Here is a 17997-nt window from a genome sequence, read left to right as displayed (position 1 = left end):
AGAAGACATGACAGCAAAAATGGAAGCATCTGAAGGTAAAATGTCTCACAACACGCTGATGACCTATGGTCTGGTCATCGCTGTCGTAGGCACATACCTCACCTATCTCAATGTTCTTACCGGCGTTGCGGTATTCTCCTTCTTCGGAGGAATTGCTGCAGTCGCCGCCCTCTGGTGGGGTTCTGACACGATCAAGCACCTCTGCAGTTACGGTCTTGGTACCGGTGTTCCGTCAGCAGGTATGATCGCATTCGGTTCCGGGGCAATCGCCATGATCGTCGGTACCAAGTTCGGCATTGCATCGCCGATTGTAACCGTCATTCTGGCAGCAATCCTCGGAGCAGTCATCGGATACACTGCAAACAACATCATCAACATGAACATCCCTGTGATGATCATGTCCCTGATGGAGCTCGCAGTTGTCGGTGCAATGACAATGCTCGGATTTGCATCAATGGCAACCGGCTCGTTTGAGTTCAACCAGATGATCATCGGAAGCATGTCTCTCTCTGTAGAGAGTGCCGGAGCAGCAGCAGGTGGAGCACAGCAGTTCCTCGTTACTGCAGTTCCGCAGTACGGAAACTCACTCATTGGCGGTGCAGCACTCGCAGTGATCTTCTTCCTCGGTGCACTCGCACTCCAGCACCCGTTCAACGCCTGTCTCGGACCAAACGAGTCACAGGACAGAACACTGATGCTCGCACTCTCATGCGGATTCCTCTCTATGATCGTCGTAGCGATCATCTCACTTGTGTACCTTGGACTTCTTGCAGGAGTTGTTAACCTCGCTATCTCACTGATCGCCTGGTTCTACTGCTACAAGACTTACATTGACCTCTCCAAGCGTGATGCCTACGCATGGCTCGATTCAAAGCCGATCATTGAGGTCGGAGGTGACCAGTAATGACCTGGATTCCGGTACTTCCCGAGTTTGGTCTCGGTTGTGACGTGTTCGCAGGTTTTGTCTCCCAGCAGGGTGAGTCACTTGCACCCATCATTGCACAGGTAGACAAACTGGACAAGACTGCTGATGATATCATTGGAATGCTCTCCGGAGAAGGCAACTTCCTTGAGTCGTTCCCGAACCGTGAGAAGTCCCTCGTGTATGCAGGTGCCATAACCTCAATCTGGTATGGACTTGCAGTCGGGCTTCTGCTGGCAGGTGTCATCGTACTGGCCTTATTGAAGTGAGGTGATATAGATGGCAAACAAAAAATCACCGGCCAGTGGCTGGCCGATTGTTCAGGGTGACTTCCATACCGGAGATCCCCAGAGCCCGGTCGCAGTCGTGACCATGGGTTCACACCTTGACGAGCAGGCGATCTGTAATGCAGGAGCGGCTATCGCCGGATCCTGTAAGACCGAGAACCTCGGACTTGAGAAAGTTATTGCAAATATCATCTCAAACCCGAACATCAGATACGTTCTGACCTGTGGTACAGAAGTCAAGGGTCACCTCTCAGGACAGAGTCTCATCGCTCTGCACCAGGGAGGGATTACCGGCGGTAAGATCGTCGGATCCAAAGGCGCTATCCCGTTCATCGAGAACCTGTCCGCTGAAAACATCAAGCGGTTCCAGGATCAGGTTGAGATGGTCGATATCATGGAAGCAGAAGATATCGGCGTCGTTTCAGCAAAAATCAATGAACTCAAGGCCAAGGATCCAGGCGCATTCGACGCTGAGGCAATGATCGTTGAGATCAAGGATGAGAGCGGCGGAAGTGGCGACGCGGAAGGGGCAGAAGTCCGTCCGATGTCTGCTGAAGTTGCACTGATTCACGCCCGGATGAAGACCATCCAGATGCTCGTCACCGACATAGGATACCAGGACAAATTTGCAGCTGGTGTTTATGGAGGAAAAGTCGAGGGTCTGATGATCGGTCTCATCGTCTCGTTTGTGATTGTCGGACTCCTTCTTATGGGACACGGGGTGGCATAATGGCAGACGACGAGAAGAAATCAGGTCCGGTCAGAATGGCAGCTATCGAGGCCATGGTCTCTGATATTAAATACAAGGGACAGATCCTTGCACGAACAAACAAACTCGAATCTGGTGCTATGGACTCCGGTCTCATCGGGTTTGCCATCGGTCTTGCAGTAGCACTTCTGATGGTAGTTCCAGTCCTTCTGGGGGTACTGTAATGGCAGACAAGGGAGACGCAGCATCTGGCTGGCCAATCGTACAGGGTGATTTCCACACCGGGGACGTAAAAAGTCCGGTTGCAGTTATCACCATGGGTTCACACCTTGACGAGCAGGCAATCTGCAATGCAGGAGCTGCAATCGCCGGATCCTGTAAGACCGAGAACCTCGGACTTGAGAAGGTAATTGCAAACGTCATTTCAAACCCGAACATCAGGTTTGTTCTGACCTGTGGTACTGAAGTGAAGGGTCACCTTTCCGGTCAGAGTCTCATCGCTCTGCACAAGGACGGAGTGAACGGCGGTAAGATCGTCGGCTCCAAGGGTGCAATTCCATTCATTGAGAACCTCACTGCAGACAACATCAAGCGGTTCCAGGAGCAGGTTGAGATCGTTGACGTCATGGAGGCTGAGGATATCGGCGCTATCTCCGCGAAGATCAGCGAACTCACAGCACGTGACCCCGGTGTATTCCCAGGCGGACCAATGGTCGTTGAGATCAAGGAAGAAGGAGGAGGCGGAGCCGCTGTATCAGCCACTGCAAACCCACAGTTCCTTGAGATCGAGGCAAAACTCGATGCAATAGAGACGAAACTTGAGTTCGTTAACGGAGAAATGACCCAGCGTGTCGGCCGCAAGGTCGGACGTGATATCGGTATTCTGTACGGTATTGTTGCAGGTCTGATGACATATGTCATTGTGACAGAATTACTGCCAAAACTGCTTCATTTGATCGCAAAATAAGAGGTGATGTTAGATGTTCATGTTTGAGAAGGAACAGACGGTCCTTGACTTCAACGGTCACAAGATCGGAGGACAGCCTGGAGAATACCCACGTGTGCTTGGTGCATCGATCTTCTATAACAAGCACGAGACCGTGCTCGACGAGCACACTGGTAAGATTGACAAGGCCAAAGCAGAGGCACTCTGGAACAGGTGTCTTGAGCTCTACGATGCAACTGGCAACTGGTACTTCTGCCAGATCATCGCCGAGTACGGCGAGGCTTTCGAGAGCTACTTCAGCTGGTTCACCGAGATCGATGATGAGTTCCCATTCCTGATGGACTCCTCTGCACCGTCAGCACTTGCACATGCATGCAAGTACGTTACCGAAGTCGGTATCGCAGACCGTGCAGTCTACAACTCGATCAACGGTTCAATCGGACCAGAGAACATCGAGGCTATCAAGAAGTCCGATGTCGATGCAGCAATCGTTCTCGCATTCAACCCCGGTGACGCAAGTGTCCGCGGTCGTGAGAAGGTGCTGACTGATGGTGGTGTTGCAGGTCAGGAGAAATCCATGATCGCAATCGCCGAGGAAGCAGGTATCAAGCGCCCAATCCTCGACACTGCAGCAACTCCACTCGGTCTCGGTTCTGGTGGCTCATTCCGTGAGATCCTTGCATGCAAGGCAATCCACGGTCTGCCAACCGGTGGTGCATACCACAACATGACCGTTTCCTGGACCTGGCTCAAGCGCTGGAGAAAGAACGGTATCATTGACCGGTATAAAGACGCAGGCGTACTGCTTGAACAGATGGGCCACCACCACTTCGGCGGTGTTGAGGGTATCCGTCAGGCAGCATGGTCAGCACCAGATATCGGATGTAACATTATGGCAGGAACGCTCGGTGCAGATCTGCTTATGTTCGGTCCAATCGAGAACTGTGAAGCCGCTGCAACATCAATGGCATTCACTGATATCGTTCTCGCAGAGACCCTCCGTGAACTTGGTGGCGACATCAAAGAGCCAAACCACCCAATCAACAAGCTGGTATAATCCAGCTCTTTTTTTGATACCCGGTCTTATTGTATACTTACCAGAGACCTGCCTGACCCGTGAGGTAATTCTTTCCGCGATGCGAATGATTATTCACACGTCAGGGTAATCAGTACGCCAATAGTCACAATTGTGACCACAACCGCTCTTGGGATATGAAATTATGATTGGTGCACGTATCAGGGAAGATATCGACATTATCCTACAGAAAGATCCGGCAGCACGGAGTAGAATCGAAATTTTATTCTGTTATCCCGGGCTGCATGCCCTTGCCATACATAGAGTGGCACACCGGCTCTGGCTCAGAGAAAATCGGCTTACTGCACGTTTTATCTCTCATATCTCAAGACTTTTTACAGGTATCGAGATCCACCCAGGTGCAACAATCGGGAGACGAGTAGTTATCGATCATGGCATGGGGGTTGTAATCGGGGAGACAGCTGAAGTTGGTGATGATGTGCTGCTCTATATGGGCGTAGTGCTCGGGGGAACAACCCTGACGAAAGGAAAGCGGCATCCGACGCTTGGGAAAGGTGTTGTTATCGGGTCCGGTGCAGCGGTGCTTGGTCCGGTGAATCTTGGGGATTATGCAAAAGTCGGGGCTGGTGCTGTCGTGGTCAGGGATGTTCCACCAGGAGCTACTGTTGTCGGAGTTCCAGGAAGAATTGCAGGCCTTGAACGGAGAACGACTCAGGATGACATCAGGGACAATGCCATGCCTGACCCGACACTCCGGGTTATCAGCCGGATGCTTGAACGTCAGAGTTCTCTCGAAGAGAAGATCAGTAAGCTTGAGAAGGAACTGGTATGCATCAGGCAACATGCACCGATAACCCCGGTGTCAGATCGGGAAGAGGAGATCTGGGTTGCACTCAGGCAGATCATCGACCCTGAGATCGGGCATAATGTGGTTGATGTGGGCCTTATCAGATCAGTGAAGATCACCGGAGAAGAGGTGGACGTGGAGATGGCACTCAACACCGAGTCATGTCCCCTGCTTGAGTACCTCGTAAACCAGGTTGAGACCAGACTTAAGTTGATCACCTGGATCAGCAACGTGAAGGTGGAGGTTATCCATGATCCCTGGGAGGCAGAGACCTGTCTTAATCCGTTGATCCATTACAAAGTGAATACAGAGGATGAAAAGCAGATAGAACCCTGATCTTTTTTCCCGAAGCGGTATTGTTATCACCATCCTGAAGACACAAAGAATCCCAATAGAGACCAATTTTTCAGAAAATAGCCACTACCGGCATCGAGGCTTTTTTTTCCGGTTTGGAATACTATATACCATACCCTTGAGAATAGTATGTTCGAATGTCACAATTGTGATATTGCCCCAGGGCTTTTAATGACCCTGGAGAACGTACGTATTCTGCCGGAGGGCATCATGGGACGAATTTACAATGATATTACCAAAACGATAGGAAACACACCACTCATCCGTCTTAACCGTATAACCAAGGGATTAAGTACCCAGACATTTCCACCAACAATTCTGGTGAAACAGGAATCACGCAACCCGCTCGGGAGCGTGAAGGACAGGCTGGGTGTTGCCCTGATTGAGGCAGCAGAACGCGATGGGCTCATTAAACCGGGGACAACCATTATTGAGCCGACGAGTGGTAACACCGGAATCGCTCTTGCATTTGTTGCGGCTGCAAAGGGATACCGGCTGATATTAGTGATGCCGGAGTCGTTCAGTGTCGAGAGAAGGAAGATATTCAAGGCCCTTGGAGCAGACCTCATCCTCTCTTCAGCAGCAGAAGGAATGACAGGAGCGGTAAACCTGGCAGAACAGATCCACCGGGAACACCCTGACAGTTACCTTGTTCCCCAGCAGTTCAAGAATCCGGCAAACCCTGAGATCCACCGGAGAACAACTGCAGAAGAGATCTGGAACGATACCGACGGGCAGGTTGATATCGTTGTTGCAGGAGCAGGAACAGGAGGGACCATCACCGGTATCGCGTCGGTTATCAAGCCAAGAAAGGCATCATTCAAGGCCATCGCTGTTGAAGCTGCTGCATCGCCGGTTATCTCCGGTGGTAAACCAGGAAAGCACAAGATTCAGGGTATCAGTCCGGGATTTGTCCCTGATGTGCTTGGAGTGAATCTGCTTGACCAGGTGATTCAGATCACCGATGAAGAGGCCTATGAGTATGCACGCCGGCTGGCATCAGAAGAGGGTATTCTTGCAGGTCCATCATCAGGAGCAGCAGTGGCAGCAGCAGTGAAGCTTGGATCCCTGCCGGAGAACGCCGGTAAACTGATCGTTGCCATTCTTCCGGATACCGGAGAACGATACCTCTCAACAGATCTCTTCGATTACCAGGAATAACCAAAATAACCCACACAATTCTTTTTTATTTTATTCGTGCCTTTTAATTTTGTTAATAGGGTATAGTTGATAAAACTGAGTAATGAGGAGTTATAATGGAGAATCGGTAATGGTTATGCCGGCACTGACCATCTTCTCACGGATCAGATCTGCCAGTTCAAACTGTTTCCTGGTCCTCAGCTCTGATCTGATATCCTGTAGTATTGCAAGAGGCACGCTTTTTTCTCGTAGGAAATTTATCCCAAGAATCTCACCATACTCTGTCAGAGCAGTGATATCACCTGCAGATGCAAGAGACTGGATTGCAGCAAGTGCCATAGGAGTCTTGAGATCTGCATCCATCGCATCAGTAAACGCCTTTCTTCCTTCGAGGTTTGCCCCGCTGTCGTGTGTTGCTATAGCACGAATATGCTCCAGGGCTTTTTCAGCACTGGCTAATCCCTCATCGGTTGCCTGAAGCGGAGATCGATAATGCGAAAGGAGGATATAATACCGTAATACATCCTTGTTCCATAATTTGAGGGCATCTCTGATGGTGACAAAATTGCCGAGTGATTTCGACATCTTCTCACCTTTTACTGTCAAAAAGCCGGTGTGGAGCCAGTACCGCACCATCGGATGCCTTCCCTCAAGCGATTCCATTTGGGCGATCTCGGCCTCATGATGGGGAAAGATGAGATCAAGTCCTCCACCGTGAATGTCATACTGCTGGCCGAAGTATTTTTCAGAGATTGCCGTATCCTCGATATGCCACCCGGGTCTGCCCCTTCCCCATGGAGAATCCCAGGTATATTCACCCCACTCTCCGAATTTCCAGAGAGCGAAATCTTCAGGGTTCTGCTTGGTCACATCAGTAACACGGCTGACCCTCTTATCCCGTTTCTGTCCGGACAACTCACCATTGCGTTCAAATGTATCAATATTGAAGTAAACACCGGTATCTGTAGTATATGCCACGCCTTTCCTGACTAGCCGTTCGATCTGACTGATTATTTCGGGTATATGGGTGGTTGCCCTGGCATAGTAACTCACTGCATCAACACCGAGAGAATGCATATCCCTGATATATTCACGCTCGAACTGCCGTGAGAGCGATGCCTGGGAGACCTGCTCTCTCGCAGCCCGGTCGATGATCTTATCATCCACGTCGGTGATATTCTGCAGGTAAAAGACCTCTTTCCCGGTCCAGCGGAGATACTTTGCCAGTACATCAAAGACCACATACGTTCTGGCATGGCCCAGGTGTGAGTAGTCATACACGGTAGGGCCGCAGACAAACATCGAAACCCGATCAGGGGAGAGCGTCTCAAGCGGTTCGATGGTCTTTGATAGTGTACTGTATAACTGCAAAATAATCTCTCCAGTTTACGCCGGCGGAGGGAATCGAACCCCCAAACATTCGCTTTGCAGGCGAAGGCATTCATCCACTCTGCCACACCGGCATTGAAGAATAACCGCATTCACGCAGTTATTACCTGGAACAGGAGAACAGGCTGCTTCGTAATTTCCTTTTAATTCTGACTGCTCTGTCCGAACCAGATACGACAAAAAAGGTAGGACTCTTCAGATATTAAGCTTTACAGAAGAGGCAATTTTGTCATCAGACCCGGTATTCCGCCAGATGAGGTCAAGCCCTAGACTGATCAATTTTTCTGAAGACAGGCCTGTTTCTCCGGCTGCAATCAGTTTAACAACGCCAAACATGATCTGAGAGACCATGACAAGATAGAACTCATGAGGAAGATCACGGATCAGTCCCTTGGCAATCGCCTCTTCAGATATCTGATTCATCCAGGCAAATTCAGCATGGGCTTCACGCATGACTTCTTCAGAGATACTTGGAGAGTGATAGAACTGCTCGACAAAGAGAAATTTCTCATGGTTTGAGATCCCCCAGGTGACAAAACCATGAAAGCACCGCTCAAGTCTGGTCCTTGGATCGAGATCAGGATCATCACAGGTTCTGATCGCTTCAGCCATATCCTTCTTAATCGAGAGATACAACTGTTCAAAAAGGCTGTTTTTATCAGGGAAATAGTGAAAAAGCGTCCCGGTGGAGATCCCTGCCTCCTTACTGATCTGTGAGGTGGGGGTTGCATGAAACCCCTGGCTTGTAAAGAGATGAAGGGCAACATTCAGTATAATTTCACGTTTTCCAAGTGGAACGTCTGCGGTTTCTGAATGCCTTTCAGCTCGGGGTGGACTCATCTTCTCTTTTATTATTATTTTTTAAAACTGAAAATATATCCCAGGATAATGACCTGTGTCTATGCAGAATTATCCAGTTTTTTCCTGCTAACCATCATTTTAACCAGCGGTAGCAGTATTTTTGTTCTCCAGCCACTGAGCGTCTTTGATACATTCTTGAGTTCACCGGGTATGGGAATGTGCTGGGGACACAGGGAGACGCATTTACCGCAGTTTTTACAGAGCGAGGCATGAGATGTTGTTCCTCCCATCGCTCCCATGAGTCGAAACCCGTACATCCCTCTTGTTATCAGCCGGTTCCCTGCCATGTAATACGTGTTATAAAATGAGAAGCACTCGGGAATATTTACTCCAAATGGACAGGGCATGCAGTACGAACAGCCGGTACATGCCACTTTCATCAATTTTCGGTACACATTTTTGATCTCATTCATCATGGAGAGTTCTTCAGGGGTCAGGGATCCAGCAAAGGCATCTTCTGATGCTGTAATGTTTTCTGCAATATGTGCCTCATTATTCATCCCGGAGAGGACTACTGTTACTTCAGGATGATTCCAGACCCATCTGAGAGCCCATTCTGCGGGGGAGCGTTTTTTATCAGCAGAATTATAGATCTTTGTAACTTCAGAAGGGATTTTCTGGGTCAGGACACCTCCCCGCAGAGGCTCCATGATTATGACTGCAATATCCTTAGATGCTGCATAAAGCAACCCTTCTTTCCCGGCCTGGATATCCTCATCAAGAAAGTTGTACTGAATCTGGCAGAACACCCAGTCATATGCATCAATGATCTCTTTGAAGGTCTTTCGATGACCGTGAAATGAGAACCCGATGTTGATGATCTTTCCTGCTGCCTTGGCCTTTTCCAGGAATTCAATAACTCCGAGATCCTGAAACTTCTTCCAGTTGTTTGCATCAAGAGCATGGAGAAGATAGTAATCGATGTGATCTGTCTGGAGTTTTTTAAGCTGACCATTCAGAATTGTCTCCATATCTTCTGGCTTTTGTAGTTGCCATGGAGGAAGTTTGGTTGCAAGTTTTACTTTCTCCCGATACCCGTCCTGAAGTACATCTCCTAATATCCTCTCGCTCTCTCCATACATGAACGCGGTATCGATGTAGTTGACACCCGCATCAATGGCACTGCGGATCTGGGTTTTTGCCCGTTCTTCATCTATTCTCCCTCTTCTTGTAGGGAGCCGCATCGCCCCGAATCCGAGTACAGAAAGAGAATCACCATTCTTTTGAACATGCCGGTACTGCATATGATTACTTCTCCGTGGAATGCCTGATACCCATTAGAGTGATCAGTCTAGACTGACCACTCAATATGCAAATGATTCCACATATATCTTTTGGAACAATCACAGGGAGGACGGACCATGCCTCGCACCTGATTTGAGTTTTAATATTAAAAATGGAGAAGATGTCGGGATCCTGGAGGTATTGTATCAGTATTGTATTATGATACGCTCTCAAAAAAGACCGGCCAGAACGGATCCTGTTCTGGTACCGCGAGCGGGATCTCGGTTCCATCAAGCCGGGTGATCACCCGTTGATCACAATTCTCAGTGACGTACCCGATCACCGATGCCGCAATCCCGTTCTCTTTAAGGACTGAAATGATCTTGTCCGCCCCTTCCTTCTCTGCAGTGATCAGAAGGGAACCTTCAGCAATCGCCTTTACCGGATCAATTTCGAAATGTTCACAGACCATCTTCACTTCCGGCGGATAGACAAAGAGAGACTCATCGATCACCATCCCAACCCCACTGGCATCAGCGATCTCAAATAACCCTCCGATAACGCCACCTTCAGTTGCGTCATGCATACCTGTCACCGCTCCGGTTTTCATTGCAATCAACGCATCCTGAACAACACTCATCTTTTTGCAGAGGGCCTGGGCACGGTGAACGAGGTTGGTATCATATGTTGCAAGAAGATCGCTTTCACGCAGGACGGAGAGGAGGCCTGCCGTCTCTATTGCCGGCCCTTTTGTAAGGATGACCACATTTCCCGGATGGGCTCCTGCCGGAGTTACATACGAGTCTTCCTTGGCGATTGCAAAGACCGTCACACCCCCGATAGTAGGAGCTGCAAATCCCGGGTAGTACCCGGTATGCCCACCCACAATCGCGATACCAAGTTCTGAAGCGGCCTGATGGATAGAATTGACAATTTCCTTGAGATCATCATCAGGGGTATCGGGAGGAAGCAACAGGGAATAAGTCATGTACCGGGGAGCAACTCCCATCACCGCAACGTCACTGGCACCGATATGAACAGTATACCACCCGAACATCTCAAGAGGCTGACCCGGAATCGCGAATATCGGATCCTCGGCCACGATAAGAACTTCGCCGTTGCCAAGCGAGATAACCCCTGCATCTATCCCGGTACGGGGTGGAACGATAACTGATGAATCGGGAGCTCCAAGCCTGTGCTGAAGAAATGAATTGAATATACCAGTATCTATCTTTCCGATTTTTGGAAGCCTGTCTGTCAAAATGATACCTCTACCGTTTTGATTTTTCTGTCAGGTACTGATGAGCAAGTTCAATGACCTGATCAACGACCTCAATTGGGTTTTTCCCAACCAGCACAGTAACTGGCTCCTTTCCTACTGCTCCAGTCTCGTAGAAGACTTTTGGAGCAACACCACCACATGCACGTACTGCTTCAGCAACTTTCCAGGGCATTGACCCGCATTCCTTCTCCTTCACCTCTTCAGGTTCGTTGCTTCGGTCAATCACCGAGAAGGCCCATCCCTTAGAGGCGCAGTAGTCTTTGAGCCATATGGCAAACTCAGGATTGTTCATGAAGTCAATTCCGGCACGATATGAGGGATCAACTTTGGCAAGTTCGATGATGAGACGTGCCATATGACTCGATGCACCAAGCCGGGGACGGCCGGCTGCATGAGGCATTCCGTTGACTACTGTAATTCTCCCGTCAACAGCCAGTACATCATCCCTGGTTCTTGCAGACTTCCTGGCATACACAAGATTTGTCCTGACTTCAGGGATCAGAAGACCAAACTCCCTGCATTGCTCTATCTTCTCCAGTGCAAGGGAGAAGTAGCCGTATAATTCAACCAGTTCATCAGACACGTGAAATCACTCGCGTGATTACATCGGTCAGAATCCATATTGTAGGTTTTCATACAAAGAACCAGATGAATCAGGTAATTGCCCGAAACCAATGACACTCCGTTATGTAGCTGAAATTGTGAGAATTCATTTATTACTACAGAATGAACCTGATTCAGATCAGAAGACGAGTGGTATCTGCTCGACGGAAACCGAACGATACCAGATTCAACCCTCTTTCAATTGGAGAAAATATGAATTCAAAAGTAATCATACCAGGAGCCCTTATAATCATCGCAATCTGTGTCGGATGTTTTGCTGACCAGACAGGAGACCAGACCATCCCTGCACCTGAAAAAGTGAGTATCAGTGACCTGCTTACCGGTGCTGATAAATTCACCGACCAGATCCTTATCGTAGAGGGGAAGATCACGTCGCAATGCGGGTCCGGCTGCTGGTTTATCATGTCAGATGAGAGCGGTGACCTCTATGTCGACCTGAAGCCGAACAACTTTGTTATCCCACCATCTATGGGAAAAAAGGTTGCAGTGACAGGCAAGGTAGTTGTAAAAGACAATGACATCGCCCTTATCGGAAGCAGCGTCGATGTTGAAGGAACGCACTACTCATGAACTTCTGGTCACTGGCAGTAAAAAACCTCAGGAGGAGGAGGGTGAGAACTCTTCTCACCATCATAGGAGTTGCTATTGCTATTGCTGTCCTTTACTCCCTGTTATCGTTTAATGCAGGATATGAGAGACAACTTTCAGGTGAGATGAACAGCCTTGGGGTAAGTCTTCTTGCAGTTCCAAAAGGATGCCCTTATGAGGCTGCAAGTCTTGTCATGCATGGCGGAGTAATTCCGAAGTACCTGAATGAATCAAACCTGCAGACTATCAGGAGTACTACCGGGGTTGAGATAGCAACGCCGATGCTCCTGCAGCAATTTACCAATAACGGAAAATCTCACGTGGTGTACGGGATCGAGAGCGCCGAGATGCAGAAGATCAAACCCTGGTGGAAAGTTCAGGGGAGATTTTTTACAGATGATGAAAAGAACGTCATGGTAATCGGATCCGCACTTGCAGAACTTGATGGTGCAAAAGTTGGAGATACAATCCCGATAGGGCAGGCAAAAGAGCATTTTTCCATCGTAGGAATTCTTGAGCAAACCGGAGGGCAGGATGACCAGTCGCATTTCCTTCCAATAGATGAGGCGCAGCGTATCTTCAAAAAGGAGGGGAGGATCAATACCATTGCTGTTCTCGTGAAGGATCCAAAAGAGGTTGCTTCTGTATCTGATGAGATAGAGAAGATTCCTGATACGCAGGTTGTAACGATGTCACAGATATCAGGAACCATCATGAATCTTGTTGGATCTGCACGGACACTCCTCTTCTCTCTGATCGCGGTCGCAATTGTGATCAGTGCATTTGGGATCATGAATACGCTCCTGATGTCAGTTCATGAGCGTTCACGCGAGTTCGGGATGATGAAGGCTATCGGGGCATCAGGAACAGATATCGGGATCATGATCATGATAGAGACGATCCTGGTTACAACCGCAGGTGGAATCCTGGGTATATTCGGATCATTTGTCGGAGCTGGAATGATCGAGAAGTTTGTCAGATCAAATATTCCCTACGCTCCGGCAGGAAGTCTCATCGCCATAGAACCAGTTTTGATTGGAGAATGCCTGTTGTTTTCAGTCATATTAGGTCTGATTTGTGGATTATACCCGGCTATCCGGTCATCACGACTCAGTCCCATGGAAGCCATCAGGAGTGAGTTTGAATGAACCTGATTGAAGCCCGGGATCTCTCCAAAGTATACCATCGGGGAAGTGAAGAGATTCATGCCCTCAACGGGGTGAGTTTATCAATACAAGCAGGAGAATTTGTCTCTATCGTGGGTCCTTCAGGATCAGGAAAGACCGGGCTCATGAACATCCTCGGACTTCTGGATGCTCCATCCGGTGGGACCGTGATGATAGATGGAACTGACGTAACAAGACTCAAAGAGAGAGAGAGGGTCATCATACGAAGAGATAGCATTGGGTTCGTTTTTCAGCAGTTCTTCCTTATTCCTACAATGACAGCCAGGGAAAACCTTGAACTTCCCCTGCTCTTCAGCAGGAAAAAACCGGATCCTGAGAAGACCGAGACAATCCTGGAGATGCTTGGTCTTGCTCACCGTGGGGATCACCTCCCACATCAGCTCTCAGGTGGGGAGATGCAGCGTGTTGCCATCGGAAGGGCCCTGATGAATGATCCAAAAATTATTCTGGCTGATGAGCCGACCGGTAATCTCGATTCAGCAAGTTCAGAAAAGATCTTTGATCTTTTCAGAGAACTCAGAGAAATGGGGCTCACCCTCATCGTTGTGACCCATAATACCGACCTGGCAAACCGGGCTGACCGGGTATTTACGATCCGTGACGGTATGCTCACCGGAACAGAACCGGTAAGCTCTCCCTGTACCTGATATCCTTGAAAACCCTTTTTTGAAGCCCTGAAGTGGTAGAATTCAAAAAACCGCAGTTCCAGGGAGATAGAGTTAATCGCCTCGCTCGATATCTCATGCAAGCGTGACCGAATGGGTACGTACCAGGTACAGATCAGAAATACATTCAATTCTGTGATCCGGCTCTTATTTCAGAACTCACACAGGTGTGTCAAAGACAGATTCCAGGAACTGGTGAACTTTTTCGGAATTTTCTTTCCGGTTCGTGATATAGATTATGGTATCCCCAACCATTCCCTTCATTGAGAAGAGATCACAGGAGAAGGTAAAGAGAGTATTTGTTCCGAGTTGTTTGATTGAAAGATCGCCGTCAGCCCGAACAAACTGAAGAAAGGCATCATCGACCGGGAGATCAAAGGTGTATTCAGTTACGATTGCACCGTCCGTACACTTTGATGAGAACTGTGATTTGATGATCTTCATGCCGCCAGTTCCTCAATAATATCAGCCACGATCCTGCACTGTTCCATGGTATTCAGGTACGACATGCTCATCCTGACGCAGCCTGCCCCGCCAGTAAGTTTTTTGTGAATCCACGGGGCACAATGAAGACCGGTCCGGGTGACGATATGGTATTTTCTTCCAAGAATCAAGCCGATATCTTCTGGATCCACGTTAGAGAGATTGAACGAAATGATCGGTGTATCCGGATTTGGTGCATACAGTATCAGCGAATCAAGGTGTGACATACGTTCTGAGAGATACCCGGACATTGAACTGAGATGAGAGGTTATCGTATCAAAACCGATATCAGACAGGTACCGCAGCCCGGCTGTCATTGCAGCAATGCCCGGAAAGTTCGGAGTTCCTGCCTCAAACCGTACCGGCATCTCCCCGGGGTGATCAGGGGAAGCAGAGTCGAACCCGGTACCCCCCTGTTTTAGTGGGAGGACAGGTTCAGGAGTTCGGAGGAAAAATCCTCCAATGCCAGGAGTTCCAAAGAGATACTTATGCCCGGTAAAGACAAAAGCGTCAGCAGATGTTTCAGAGAGACTGATTGGAATCTGTCCGGCAGTCTGCGACCCGTCGAAGATCGAAAAAACCCCTCCATCATGAAGGACACGGCTTATTTCCCTGATATCCTGCACTGCCCCGGTTACGTTGCTGCCATGATTGATAATGCCAAGTCTGGTTTCCGGAGTAATGGCTTCAGCGATTGAATCAGGATGTATATGCCCACCTGAATCTACAGGCACGATGGTAAGTGAGATTTTTCCCGCCTTTTTAAGGGACAGAAGCGGGCGGATCACAGAGTTGTGTTCAAGTTCGGTTGTGATCACATGAAACGGGGAGGCATGGGATGCAGCAAACCCGTGAATAAGGATATTGAGCGAATCTGTCGCATTTGAGGTGAAGACATACTCACCCGGTTCATTTGTATGAAAGAAAGAAGCAAGTGCCTCTCTTCCTTCATCAGGATAAGAGACCTGACCTTCCAGTGTCGTTCTCCCGGATTCAAGATAAGGAAGACGGGATGCTTCAGATACAGCATCCAGTACACATGCCGGTTTTGGCCAGGTACTGGCAGCGTTATTCAGGTAGATAAGATCCCGAAGATTCGCCTGCTGCACGATGAAATTACTCTCCTGCACCCGGTACCCAGCGTACCTTGTCACCAAAGAGTTCTGCTTTCCAGATCGGAACCCGGACCTTCAGTTCATCGATAAGATACCGTGATGCTGCATATGCAACATCGCGATGGCCGGATGCAACCGTGATGAGCACGATCACTTCACCCACTTTCATCGGCCCGTACCGGTGAATAACCTGGACACGGGTGAGATCCCACTTCTCTTCAGCCTCTGAAATTATCTTCTGGATCTCTTTTTCAGCCTCTTCCTTATCTGTCTCAAGTCGCAGGATATCCATTCCGTCACTCCTCACAGTTCCTGCAAAGATGAGAACAGCCCCTGTTTCAGGCCCGATATCCTCAAAAACCTGCGTCAGATCGATGGGGTCTTCTTGTAGACGGTACATACTCTCTATCCTATACTATTGGGATCTGTTCCTATAATGGATCTATCCTGCAGATGCGGTGAAGATTCAGCTAAAATGATTACCATGGATCTCTTGGCTGGATCGATCAGACGATTCAGATCGTTTACATACCGGGCAGAAAGGGTCTCTTCTGACCTTGAGATTATCGACAGTTCCCTGTTCCCCATCCCAGAGAACAAGTCTGCCTGCCTGAACTCTGCCTGTTCCGGTGATCAGTTTGATCACTTCGTTCGCTTCCATAAGCCCGATGATGCCCGCCGTTACCCCCAGTACCGGAACGACCGGATATCGTATGGGACGATGAACAAGACACTGCAGGCAGGCGGTCTCATCGGGCATTATCACCATCATCTGACCTTTAAGTCCATGAACAGCCCCATGAACAAACGGGACCTTGAATCTGACCGAATATGAGTTAAGAATCAGACGAGTCTCCATTGAGTCAACAGCATCGACGATGATATCAGCGCCTTTTGCAAGAACAGGAAGAGACTCATAGGTAATAGAATCATGAATGGCGTGGGTGGATATTTCAGGATTGAGACATCGAAGTTTCTCCTCTCCTGACCTCACCTTTGCTCTCCCGATATCAGCAGACCAGTGTAGAATCTGGCGGTTCAGGTTGGACAAGACCACAGTATCCTGATCAACCAGAGTCAGTGTTCCGACTCCAGCAGCTGCAAGATACAGGGCAATCGGGGAGCCGAGACCGCCACAGCCGGCTATGAATACATGGCTTTTTTTAAGAGACTCCTGGCCTTCTGAACCAAATATCAGGATCTGACGAAGGTATCGTTCCTTCTCATCCTCTGACAACCCAACGGATGACAGATCAGGTGACTTCATAAGGATGATACACAGAGAAATGATTCACGATACATGAGATAATCATCAATCTTCAGAAGATATGTAGGAACAGAGGAGGGCATGGCCCCCCCATATAGCAATGACATATACGAAGCGGACATTACAGGTTTATTGTACAGAGATCGGTATCAGGCTGGTACTATTACACATGGCATGTGAATATCGCATCTGCCAACAGTAATTGCCTCGCCTGAGTTCCCTGGGATATGGGATCTCATACACTGATCCTGCCCCGTATCCCAGGATATGTTCTCCATCCTCTGACTGAGAGGCCAGAGTTCCTGCTTTTTTATGAGGATTCATTTCTACCTCGTGTCCACCATGTGAACATACAATAGTCATTCTTCAGACACATAGCACCACCAGTAGCGGCAGATCTTACCTGACACAGATCTGCCCCTTGGGACGTTGATGTATCCATATCGGGAATTATCCAACATAATTGTAGTCAGCAGGCTGACTAAGTACATCACGTAAAAATGCAGATATTGGAGTTATTTCAAACCTGTCGTCCACGGTTTGTATCAAACAGAAGTGCCAATATCGCCAGGGAAAAAAGAACCTGAGGAACCATCGTTCAGATGGTTCTAATACTCATAATAATCTTCATCTGAGTAATCCGGATTACTATTGAGCAGATCCTGTATGTCAGCCGGAGTATATTGTCCCAGATCCTTGATCGTCCCGGGAACCCAGTCGATATCATCGCAGGACAACACCCATTTTCCCTCCCCTTTGTATGCATACAGATACAGGTAATGCTTGTATCCTTTGTGCTGTGGTGCGATTATGTAGTCGGTGTTGCCATCTGCCTTGGAGGAATACCAGGTTTCACCCCAGGTATCCCAGACGTACAGATTATAATCAGCGCCATCAGGCATGTCGACATCGTACTCGATGTCCTTATTTGAATTCGTGTTTATGGTCGTAGTCCACAGATGCTGATTGAAGGTGTAACCATAGATACTGTCAGCGATAGCGGGGCTTATCCCTCCTACCAACATGATACATACTATGACCATTCCAACGATGCGCCATATCTGAATCATG

22 protein-coding genes and 1 tRNA gene are annotated in these 17997 nt (G+C 48.7%); 11 read left to right on the top strand and 12 right to left on the bottom strand.

Going from position 1 to position 17997, the window contains the following annotated elements; all coding sequences use genetic code 11:
• Positions 1-7 precede the first annotated feature (7 nt).
• The 8 genes from mtrC to cysK all read left to right on the top strand — a co-directional run bounded on the left by mtrC (position 8) and on the right by cysK (position 6262).
• A complete protein-coding gene (mtrC, locus tag ACHZA2_RS10790) occupies positions 8-904 on the top strand; it encodes a tetrahydromethanopterin S-methyltransferase subunit MtrC (RefSeq protein ID WP_319538819.1) in 897 nt (298 codons plus the stop codon).
• On the top strand, positions 904-1191 hold the full coding sequence (mtrB, locus tag ACHZA2_RS10785; RefSeq protein ID WP_319538820.1) for a tetrahydromethanopterin S-methyltransferase subunit MtrB: 288 nt from the start codon (positions 904-906) through the stop codon (positions 1189-1191). The genes mtrC and mtrB overlap by 1 nt, the downstream gene beginning before the upstream one ends.
• Positions 1192-1201: 10 nt before the next feature.
• Complete coding sequence (mtrA, locus tag ACHZA2_RS10780) at positions 1202-1939, top strand: tetrahydromethanopterin S-methyltransferase subunit A (protein WP_319579709.1); 738 nt, start codon at positions 1202-1204, stop codon at positions 1937-1939.
• Positions 1939-2142, top strand: a complete 204-nt coding sequence (locus ACHZA2_RS10775) for a tetrahydromethanopterin S-methyltransferase subunit F (protein WP_319579708.1) — start codon at positions 1939-1941, stop codon at positions 2140-2142. The genes mtrA (ACHZA2_RS10780) and ACHZA2_RS10775 overlap by 1 nt, the downstream gene beginning before the upstream one ends.
• Complete coding sequence (gene mtrA, locus ACHZA2_RS10770) at positions 2142-2885, top strand: tetrahydromethanopterin S-methyltransferase subunit A (protein ID WP_319579707.1); 744 nt, start codon at positions 2142-2144, stop codon at positions 2883-2885. The genes ACHZA2_RS10775 and mtrA (ACHZA2_RS10770) overlap by 1 nt, the downstream gene beginning before the upstream one ends.
• 13 nt (positions 2886-2898) lie before the next feature.
• Positions 2899-3921, top strand: coding sequence for a tetrahydromethanopterin S-methyltransferase subunit H (gene mtrH, locus ACHZA2_RS10765; protein ID WP_319579706.1), 1023 nt, complete (start codon positions 2899-2901; stop codon positions 3919-3921).
• Positions 3922-4084: 163 nt separating this feature from the next.
• Positions 4085-5083 (top strand): serine O-acetyltransferase, encoded by a 999-nt coding sequence (cysE, locus tag ACHZA2_RS10760; protein ID WP_319579705.1) that lies wholly within the window; start codon positions 4085-4087, stop codon positions 5081-5083.
• A gap of 228 nt (positions 5084-5311) precedes the next feature.
• A complete protein-coding gene (cysK, locus tag ACHZA2_RS10755; protein WP_319579704.1) occupies positions 5312-6262 on the top strand; it encodes a cysteine synthase A in 951 nt (316 codons plus the stop codon).
• Positions 6263-6352: 90 nt separating this feature from the next.
• On the opposite strand, the gene cysS is transcribed toward cysK, so the two are convergent.
• The 6 genes from cysS to ACHZA2_RS10725 form a co-directional block, all read right to left on the bottom strand.
• On the bottom strand, positions 6353-7612 hold the full coding sequence (gene cysS, locus ACHZA2_RS10750; RefSeq protein WP_319579703.1) for a cysteine--tRNA ligase: 1260 nt from the start codon (positions 7610-7612) through the stop codon (positions 6353-6355).
• 18 nt (positions 7613-7630) lie between these two features.
• Positions 7631-7704: transfer RNA gene (locus ACHZA2_RS10745), tRNA-Cys, on the bottom strand.
• 121 nt (positions 7705-7825) lie between these two features.
• Positions 7826-8470: a TetR/AcrR family transcriptional regulator gene (locus ACHZA2_RS10740; protein WP_319579702.1), complete on the bottom strand. Its 645-nt coding sequence runs from the start codon at positions 8468-8470 to the stop codon at positions 7826-7828.
• 59 nt (positions 8471-8529) lie between these two features.
• Positions 8530-9735, bottom strand: a complete 1206-nt coding sequence (locus tag ACHZA2_RS10735) for an aldo/keto reductase (RefSeq protein ID WP_319579701.1) — start codon at positions 9733-9735, stop codon at positions 8530-8532.
• Between the two features lie 197 nt (positions 9736-9932).
• Positions 9933-10976 carry an AIR synthase family protein gene (locus tag ACHZA2_RS10730; RefSeq protein ID WP_319579700.1) on the bottom strand — a complete coding sequence of 348 codons (1044 nt, stop codon included), beginning with the start codon at positions 10974-10976 and terminating at the stop codon, positions 9933-9935.
• A 10-nt stretch (positions 10977-10986) separates the two neighbouring features.
• Positions 10987-11580, bottom strand: coding sequence for a thiamine-phosphate synthase family protein (locus ACHZA2_RS10725; RefSeq protein ID WP_319538830.1), 594 nt, complete (start codon positions 11578-11580; stop codon positions 10987-10989).
• A gap of 233 nt (positions 11581-11813) precedes the next feature.
• On the opposite strand from ACHZA2_RS10725, the gene ACHZA2_RS10720 reads away from it, so the two are divergent.
• The 3 genes from ACHZA2_RS10720 to ACHZA2_RS10710 are packed head-to-tail and all read left to right on the top strand — an operon-like array spanning position 11814 to position 14043.
• Positions 11814-12191 (top strand): hypothetical protein, encoded by a 378-nt coding sequence (locus ACHZA2_RS10720; protein WP_319579699.1) that lies wholly within the window; start codon positions 11814-11816, stop codon positions 12189-12191.
• A gap of 41 nt (positions 12192-12232) precedes the next feature.
• Entirely contained in the window at positions 12233-13357 is a 1125-nt protein-coding gene (locus tag ACHZA2_RS10715) for an ABC transporter permease (protein ID WP_319579698.1), read from the top strand.
• Positions 13354-14043 (top strand): ABC transporter ATP-binding protein, encoded by a 690-nt coding sequence (locus ACHZA2_RS10710; RefSeq protein WP_319579697.1) that lies wholly within the window; start codon positions 13354-13356, stop codon positions 14041-14043. Before ACHZA2_RS10715 ends, ACHZA2_RS10710 begins: the two co-directional genes overlap by 4 nt.
• A 177-nt stretch (positions 14044-14220) precedes the next feature.
• On the opposite strand, the gene ACHZA2_RS10705 is transcribed toward ACHZA2_RS10710, so the two are convergent.
• From ACHZA2_RS10705 to ACHZA2_RS10680, 6 genes are all read right to left on the bottom strand, one after another.
• Positions 14221-14505, bottom strand: coding sequence for a hypothetical protein (locus ACHZA2_RS10705; RefSeq protein ID WP_319538834.1), 285 nt, complete (start codon positions 14503-14505; stop codon positions 14221-14223).
• Entirely contained in the window at positions 14502-15698 is a 1197-nt protein-coding gene (locus ACHZA2_RS10700) for an aminotransferase class V-fold PLP-dependent enzyme (protein WP_319579696.1), read from the bottom strand. The genes ACHZA2_RS10705 and ACHZA2_RS10700 overlap by 4 nt, the downstream gene beginning before the upstream one ends.
• Complete coding sequence (locus ACHZA2_RS10695; RefSeq protein ID WP_319579695.1) at positions 15661-16059, bottom strand: molybdenum cofactor biosynthesis protein MoaE; 399 nt, start codon at positions 16057-16059, stop codon at positions 15661-15663. Before ACHZA2_RS10695 ends, ACHZA2_RS10700 begins: the two co-directional genes overlap by 38 nt.
• Before the next feature lie 66 nt (positions 16060-16125).
• Positions 16126-16926, bottom strand: a complete 801-nt coding sequence (locus tag ACHZA2_RS10690; protein ID WP_319579694.1) for a HesA/MoeB/ThiF family protein — start codon at positions 16924-16926, stop codon at positions 16126-16128.
• Between the two features lie 129 nt (positions 16927-17055).
• A complete protein-coding gene (locus ACHZA2_RS10685) occupies positions 17056-17250 on the bottom strand; it encodes a hypothetical protein (RefSeq protein WP_319579693.1) in 195 nt (64 codons plus the stop codon).
• A gap of 284 nt (positions 17251-17534) precedes the next feature.
• A complete protein-coding gene (locus ACHZA2_RS10680) occupies positions 17535-17996 on the bottom strand; it encodes a hypothetical protein (protein WP_319579692.1) in 462 nt (153 codons plus the stop codon).
• Position 17997 lies beyond the last annotated feature (1 nt).

The sequence above is a fragment of the uncultured Methanospirillum sp. genome (genome assembly GCF_963668415.2).
Taxonomy (GTDB): domain Archaea; phylum Halobacteriota; class Methanomicrobia; order Methanomicrobiales; family Methanospirillaceae; genus Methanospirillum.
The sequence above is the reverse complement of the archived record's forward strand: the minus strand, read 5'-3'. Positions and strand labels throughout refer to the sequence as shown.

Coding starts and splice junctions, on each gene's coding strand:
- mtrC (WP_319538819.1), top strand. CDS start 8: ATGACAGCAAAAATGGAAGCATCTGAAGGTAAAATGTCTCACAACACG.
- mtrB (WP_319538820.1), top strand. CDS start 904: ATGACCTGGATTCCGGTACTTCCCGAGTTTGGTCTCGGTTGTGACGTG.
- mtrA (WP_319579709.1), top strand. CDS start 1,202: ATGGCAAACAAAAAATCACCGGCCAGTGGCTGGCCGATTGTTCAGGGT.
- ACHZA2_RS10775 (WP_319579708.1), top strand. CDS start 1,939: ATGGCAGACGACGAGAAGAAATCAGGTCCGGTCAGAATGGCAGCTATC.
- mtrA (WP_319579707.1), top strand. CDS start 2,142: ATGGCAGACAAGGGAGACGCAGCATCTGGCTGGCCAATCGTACAGGGT.
- mtrH (WP_319579706.1), top strand. CDS start 2,899: ATGTTCATGTTTGAGAAGGAACAGACGGTCCTTGACTTCAACGGTCAC.
- cysE (WP_319579705.1), top strand. CDS start 4,085: ATGATTGGTGCACGTATCAGGGAAGATATCGACATTATCCTACAGAAA.
- cysK (WP_319579704.1), top strand. CDS start 5,312: ATGGGACGAATTTACAATGATATTACCAAAACGATAGGAAACACACCA.
- ACHZA2_RS10740 (WP_319579702.1), bottom strand. CDS start 8,470: ATGAGTCCACCCCGAGCTGAAAGGCATTCAGAAACCGCAGACGTTCCA.
- ACHZA2_RS10735 (WP_319579701.1), bottom strand. CDS start 9,735: ATGCAGTACCGGCATGTTCAAAAGAATGGTGATTCTCTTTCTGTACTC.
- ACHZA2_RS10720 (WP_319579699.1), top strand. CDS start 11,814: ATGAATTCAAAAGTAATCATACCAGGAGCCCTTATAATCATCGCAATC.
- ACHZA2_RS10710 (WP_319579697.1), top strand. CDS start 13,354: ATGAACCTGATTGAAGCCCGGGATCTCTCCAAAGTATACCATCGGGGA.
- ACHZA2_RS10705 (WP_319538834.1), bottom strand. CDS start 14,505: ATGAAGATCATCAAATCACAGTTCTCATCAAAGTGTACGGACGGTGCA.
- ACHZA2_RS10695 (WP_319579695.1), bottom strand. CDS start 16,059: ATGTACCGTCTACAAGAAGACCCCATCGATCTGACGCAGGTTTTTGAG.
- ACHZA2_RS10690 (WP_319579694.1), bottom strand. CDS start 16,926: ATGAAGTCACCTGATCTGTCATCCGTTGGGTTGTCAGAGGATGAGAAG.
- ACHZA2_RS10685 (WP_319579693.1), bottom strand. CDS start 17,250: ATGAATCCTCATAAAAAAGCAGGAACTCTGGCCTCTCAGTCAGAGGAT.
- ACHZA2_RS10680 (WP_319579692.1), bottom strand. CDS start 17,996: ATGATTCAGATATGGCGCATCGTTGGAATGGTCATAGTATGTATCATG.